This is a genomic window from Aeromonas sp. QDB18, from assembly GCF_027705325.1.
In the GTDB taxonomy this organism is placed as follows: domain Bacteria; phylum Pseudomonadota; class Gammaproteobacteria; order Enterobacterales; family Aeromonadaceae; genus Aeromonas; species Aeromonas caviae.
Genome location: NZ_JAPDBQ010000198.1, coordinates 1 through 5957 on the forward strand (window position 1 = coordinate 1; position 5957 = coordinate 5957).

Here is a 5957-nt window from a genome sequence, read left to right on the forward strand (position 1 = left end):
CCACCGAAGTGCTTGGCCAGCACGTTGGTGATGGCGGCGGTCAGGGTGGTTTTACCGTGGTCAACGTGGCCGATGGTGCCGACGTTTACGTGCGGTTTATTACGCTCAAATTTTTCTTTAGACACGACGTAGTCCTTCTAGGTTAAACCCGCCTACCGTCGTAGGCGGGGAATCTTAAATTACTTGGATTTGCGCTCTTCGATCACGGCCTGGGCGACGTTGGTCGGGGCATCGTGATACTTGGCGAATTCCATGGCGTAGGAAGCACGACCCTGGGTAGCAGAACGCAGGGAGGTGGCGTAACCGAACATTTCGGCCAGCGGCACCAGCGCACGTACGATCTTGCCGGACGGGCCATCTTCCATGCCTTCGATCAGGCCGCGACGACGGTTCAGGTCACCGATCACGTCGCCCATGTAGTCTTCCGGAGTCTCGACTTCGACCTTCATGATCGGTTCGAGCAGTACCGGGTTGGCCTTCATGAAGCCAGCCTTGAACGCCAGAGAAGCAGCGATCTTGAACGCCAGTTCGGAAGAGTCGACATCGTGGTAGGAACCGAAGTGCAGACGCACACCCAGATCCATTACCGGATAGCCTGCCAGCGGGCCGGACTTCAGCTGCTCGCGGATACCCTTGTCAACACCCGGGATGAATTCGCCCGGAATCACGCCACCCTTGATGTCGTTGACGAATTCGTAGGCTTTGCCTTCTTCCAGCGGGTACATGTCGATAACGACGTGACCGTACTGACCACGACCACCGGACTGCTTGGCATGCTTGCCTTCGATGTCCTTGACGGTGTTGCGGATGGTTTCACGGTAGGCAACCTGCGGCTTACCTACGTTGGCTTCTACCTTGAACTCGCGACGCATACGGTCAACGATGATGTCCAGGTGCAGCTCACCCATACCGGCGATGATGGTTTGGCCAGATTCTTCGTCGGTCCATACGCGGAAGGACGGATCTTCCTGAGCCAGACGGCCCAGAGCCAGGCCCATCTTCTCCTGGTCAGCCTTGGATTTCGGCTCAACGGCGATGGAGATTACCGGCTCCGGGAATTCCATACGCTCCAGGATGATCGGTGCGCTTTCGTCACACAGGGTATCACCGGTGGTGACGTCCTTCAGGCCGATGGCAGCAGCGATGTCGCCTGCGCGAACTTCTTTGATCTCTTCACGCTTGTTGGCATGCATCTGAACGATACGGCCGAAACGCTCGCGCTTCTCTTTAACGGAGTTCAGCACGGAGTCACCGGAGTTGACCACACCGGAGTAAACACGGAAGAAGGTCAGGTTGCCCACGAACGGGTCGGTAGCAATCTTGAATGCCAGAGCAGAGAACGGCTCGTCATCGGAAGCGTGACGCTCGTCCTTGGTCTCGCCATCCAGCTTCAGACCGTCGATAGCAGCAACGTCGGTCGGAGCCGGCAGGTACTCGACCACGGCATCCAGCATGGCCTGTACGCCCTTGTTCTTGAACGCGGAGCCACAGGTAACCAGGATGATTTCGTTGTTCAGAACACGCTGACGCAGAGCTTTCTTGATCTCTTCTTCAGTCAGTTCTTCACCACCCAGGTATTTTTCCATCAGGTCTTCAGACGCTTCAGCAGCGGCTTCAACCAGGTTCATGCGCATTTCTTGCGCCTGTTCCAGCAGCTCGGCCGGGACGTCTTCGTAGTCGAAGGATACGCCCTGGTCAGCTTCGCTCCAGTTGATGGCTTTCATCTTGACCAGGTCGATAACGCCCTTGAAGTTCTCTTCGGAACCGATGTTCAGTTGCAGAGGAACCGGGTTACCTTTCAGACGGGTCTTGATGTGCTCAACGCAGCGCAGGAAGTTAGCACCGGTACGGTCCATCTTGTTGACGAACGCGATACGGGGAACCTTGTACTTGTTAGCCTGACGCCATACGGTTTCAGACTGGGGCTGTACGCCACCTACGGCACAGTACACCATCACGGCGCCATCCAGAACACGCATGGAACGCTCTACTTCGATAGTAAAGTCAACGTGGCCCGGGGTATCGATGATGTTGATACGGTGCGGTTGGAACTGTTTACCCATACCGGACCAGAAAGCGGTGGTCGCGGCGGAGGTGATGGTGATACCACGCTCTTGTTCCTGTTCCATCCAGTCCATGGTGGCGGCGCCATCGTGAACTTCACCGATCTTGTGACTTACACCGGTGTAAAACAGAACGCGCTCGGTAGTAGTAGTCTTACCGGCGTCGATGTGAGCGGAGATACCGATATTACGATAACGCTCAATGGGGGTTGTACGAGCCATTGTCATCCTCTTACTAGGGCGCTTGTCCCCAGATAATTAAAGGTGCGCAGAGTCATAAGACCCTGCGCAAGCGGATTACCAGCGGAAGTGAGCGAAGGCCTTGTTCGCTTCAGCCATACGGTGAACGTCTTCACGTTTCTTGACAGACGAACCCTTATTGTCAGCGGCATCCAGCAGCTCGCCAGCCAAACGCTGAGCCATTGATTTTTCACCACGTTTACGAGCGGCATCAACCAACCAGCGCATTGCCAGAGCATTGCGACGTACCGGACGAACTTCTACCGGCACCTGATAGGTTGCACCACCGACGCGACGAGATTTAACCTCGACCGCCGGACGAATGTTGTCCAGAGCGACTTCGAACAGGGCCAAGTGCTCTTTGCCAGATTTGGTGGCAATGATGTCCAGGGCGCCATAAACGATGGCTTCTGCAACAGATTTCTTACCGTCAACCATTACTACGTTGACAAATTTAGCCAGCAGCTCAGATCCGAACTTGGGATCCGGCAGGATTTTACGCTGACCAACAACACGACGTCTTGGCATTTCAAATTCTCCGTAACTTCAGGGGTTACCCAAAACTAGAAAGTTATCTAACTAGAAACGAATTAACGTTTGGCCTTACTTAACGGAGAACCATTAAGCTTTCGGACGCTTCACGCCGTACTTGGAGCGAGCCTGCTTACGGTCTTTAACACCGGCACAGTCCAACGCACCACGAACGGTGTGATAACGAACACCTGGCAAGTCTTTTACACGACCGCCACGGATCAGAACAACAGAGTGCTCTTGCAGGTTGTGACCTTCACCACCGATGTAGGAGGTGACTTCGAAGCCGTTGGTCAGACGTACACGGCATACTTTACGCAGTGCAGAGTTAGGCTTCTTCGGGGTGGTGGTGTATACACGGGTGCATACGCCACGCTTCTGAGGGCACGCTTCCAGCGCCGGCACGTTGCTTTTCACAACGAGCTTGATGCGTGGCTTGCGAACCAACTGGTTAATAGTTGCCATCAAAAGGCTCCTGATAATGACTTCATAAACGTGTGAAAAATCCTCCCCGCAGATACGGGGACGCGAAATTTTATGCCCTGTTGTCTAGGGAGTCAAGATTTATACAATTTGCACACCGAAATGGCAAATGACAGTCGAATGACATTATGCTAAGCAACTGAGATAAAAAGGAAAACCAAGTCTAACCGCCCCAGGTCTGCGGTGATCCGTGCTCGGCGATCAACCTGATCAAACCCGGCATATCGAGTTCCATCCCGATCCCGGATGACAAGCCTCTCGCTTGCAGGTCTTCCTTCATGACGTACAGGGGGACGTCTGCCAAGCGCTCGCACCACCCGGGGGCAGCCGCCGCCATCACGGCATCCTGCATCAACACCACCAGATCCCCTTCCATGCGGTAACGCAACGCCAACTCGAGATCCTGGCTCATGAAGGGAGAGTTCAATATCAGCTGTATCACGGGCACCTCAGAAGCAGATGTGGGTGGTGAAACCCGCCCAGCTACGGCGAATTTCCGCAGGAGAGAGCGGAATCACTGGGATTAGCAGATCCGCCGCCGTCAGTCCTCGCTCAGCCAGTGACACCGCACAGACATAGATCTCTTCGATGTCATACAGTTCCAGCATCTTGAAGGTCGGGGCGTAGTGACGCTGCAATATGGCGTGTGGTGATTGCTCCCTCACCAGTTGCATCACGCCATCCCCCACCAGAAAGAGTGCCAAGGACTCCGTCAATGCAGAGGTGGCCAGCAGAGCATCCAGCCCCTCCCGACCACTCGCCGAACCATGGGGACCACGCCGTGAGATAAACGCTATTCTGGTCATTTTGTCCCCCTAGAACTGAACGAAGCGATCAGCGGTCAGTGCGGCTTCCGCCAACTGACCGAGCCCGCTCAGGCAGAATGGCGCTTCCAGATTGAAATGCTCCCGTCCCATTCCCTTGGCCTCCTGCTCATCCAGCACGCCACGGCGCATGGCCGCAGCCACACACACATCGATGCGGATACCCTGCTGGATGGCCAACTCGCGCCACAATGCCACCAGGTCGGTCTCATCGCTGGCTGGCGCATGGAGGCCATTGGCATTGCACACCCCCTCCTGATAGAAGAAGAGGTGGGACAAGCGGTGTCCCTGCTCGACCAGACTCAGGGCAAAACGATAGGCCGTGCTGGCCGTCTGGGTGCCATAGGCGGGCCCGGTGACCAGCAGAGCAAAATTCAGACTCATGATCGCACTCCTGCACAGCGGTGCATCCATTCTACCTCACAGACGCAAAAGCCCCTCCTGGGAGGGGCTTTTCCAATGAAACAGGCTCAGACGTAGGCGATGGCTTCGACTTCGACCAGCACATCCTTGGGCAGACGAGCGACCTCCACGCAGGAACGTGCCGGAGCGGATTCGCCAAAGTAGCGGGCATACACCTGGTTGAAGGCCACGAAGTTGTTCATGTCACTCAGGAAGCAGGTGGTCTTCAGCACCTTGCTGGTATCGGCCCCTGCGGCTTTCAAGACGGCAACCAGATTCTTCATCACCTGCTCTGCCTGAGCCTCGATGCCACCGGCAACGATGTCCATGGTGGCCGGATCGAGCGGGATCTGCCCGGAGGTAAAGACCAGCTCACCCAGCTTGGTAGCCTGGACATAAGGGCCAATTGCGGCAGGCGCCTTGTCGGTTGCAATCACTTCTTTAGCCATTGTTATCTATCCCCTATCTATGGCGCTTACTCGCTCTCTTCTTCACCCTGCTTGCGCTGTCGGATGTAGAGATACACGGTATGTTTGGAAATATTCAGCTTGTCGGCGACCAGGTTGATCGAATCCTTGATATCAAATATGCCCTTCTCGAACAACTGGGTCACGATAAAACGGTTCTTGGCATTGTTGGCCACGGAGGGATCACGATTGATCTCGTCGATGGTGTTGTCCACCGTCTGGGCAACCAGCTCTTCGACGCTGTTGGCGAAGGTCTCCGGTGATTGCCGCTCCACCTGCTGTGGTGTCGGGAAGAATTCGGCCACGAACTCGTGGAAAGGCGCATTGATGTGCAAATTGATGCAGATAAGGCCGATCACCTGCTTGTCGCGGTTACGGATGGCGATGGTGCTCGACTTCATCAAGGCACCGGTCCGACTGCGGGCAAAATAACTCTGGGTGTGATCCTGACCCGTGCTCTCGATGTCCTTGAGCATCCGCAGGGCGAGATCGGTGATCGGCGCCCCCAGAGTTCGACCCGTATTGAAACCATTCGCGATTTGGATCACGGACTCATGCAGATTTTCCAGGGAGTGGAGCACCACCTCGCAGTGCTTGCCGAACAGATCGGCCAGGCCTTCGATAAGGCCCCCATATGAACGCAACAGCTCCCTGTCTTCGTCTGTAAAAGCGCGACCGCTCAGTTGCTCTTCGGGAAGCAGTACTTCCTCGATACCGACAGCCATGTTCTACCCCTGTAATACCCATTCAACTTTCCCGAGTTTTCAGTTGCGACGGGGCAATGTCAACTTTTTTTGATTTTTTGCTCTATAACCTTGCACTGGATCATCCCCCTGCCCCAGCCCAGTGCACGCTGGGCGCCGGATGGGAAATAAAAAAGGTTCTTCGCGGGATCTTGGGGAAGTGGAAGTTGACAGACAGGGTGCTGGTAAACTGGCTGTCTCCAA

9 protein-coding genes are annotated in these 5957 nt (G+C 55.4%); all 9 read right to left on the reverse strand.

Annotated features, from left to right (window positions below):
- Positions 1-125, reverse strand: a 125-nt coding sequence (locus OKC30_RS19505; protein WP_234887766.1) for a GTP-binding protein, incomplete at its 3' end; no start/stop codon positions are given.
- A gap of 54 nt (positions 126-179) precedes the next feature.
- Positions 180-2285: an elongation factor G gene (gene fusA / locus OKC30_RS19510; protein WP_010675948.1), complete on the reverse strand. Its 2106-nt coding sequence runs from the start codon at positions 2283-2285 to the stop codon at positions 180-182.
- A gap of 75 nt (positions 2286-2360) precedes the next feature.
- Positions 2361-2831, reverse strand: a complete 471-nt coding sequence (gene rpsG / locus OKC30_RS19515; protein WP_010675949.1) for a 30S ribosomal protein S7 — start codon at positions 2829-2831, stop codon at positions 2361-2363.
- A gap of 93 nt (positions 2832-2924) precedes the next feature.
- Positions 2925-3299: a 30S ribosomal protein S12 gene (rpsL, locus tag OKC30_RS19520; protein ID WP_005306278.1), complete on the reverse strand. Its 375-nt coding sequence runs from the start codon at positions 3297-3299 to the stop codon at positions 2925-2927.
- Positions 3300-3480: 181 nt separating this feature from the next.
- Positions 3481-3759: a sulfurtransferase complex subunit TusB gene (tusB, locus tag OKC30_RS19525; RefSeq protein ID WP_043153905.1), complete on the reverse strand. Its 279-nt coding sequence runs from the start codon at positions 3757-3759 to the stop codon at positions 3481-3483.
- 7 nt (positions 3760-3766) lie between these two features.
- The gene (tusC, locus tag OKC30_RS19530; protein WP_029314860.1) at positions 3767-4123 is read right to left on the reverse strand and encodes a sulfurtransferase complex subunit TusC; all 357 of its coding nucleotides are present in this window, start codon (positions 4121-4123) and stop codon (positions 3767-3769) included.
- A gap of 9 nt (positions 4124-4132) precedes the next feature.
- Positions 4133-4525, reverse strand: a complete 393-nt coding sequence (tusD, locus tag OKC30_RS19535) for a sulfurtransferase complex subunit TusD (RefSeq protein ID WP_010675952.1) — start codon at positions 4523-4525, stop codon at positions 4133-4135.
- 86 nt (positions 4526-4611) lie between these two features.
- Positions 4612-4992: a RidA family protein gene (locus OKC30_RS19540; protein WP_010675953.1), complete on the reverse strand. Its 381-nt coding sequence runs from the start codon at positions 4990-4992 to the stop codon at positions 4612-4614.
- Positions 4993-5018: 26 nt separating this feature from the next.
- Entirely contained in the window at positions 5019-5735 is a 717-nt protein-coding gene (locus OKC30_RS19545; RefSeq protein ID WP_010675954.1) for a helix-turn-helix transcriptional regulator, read from the reverse strand.
- Between the last annotated feature and the right edge of the window lie 222 nt (positions 5736-5957).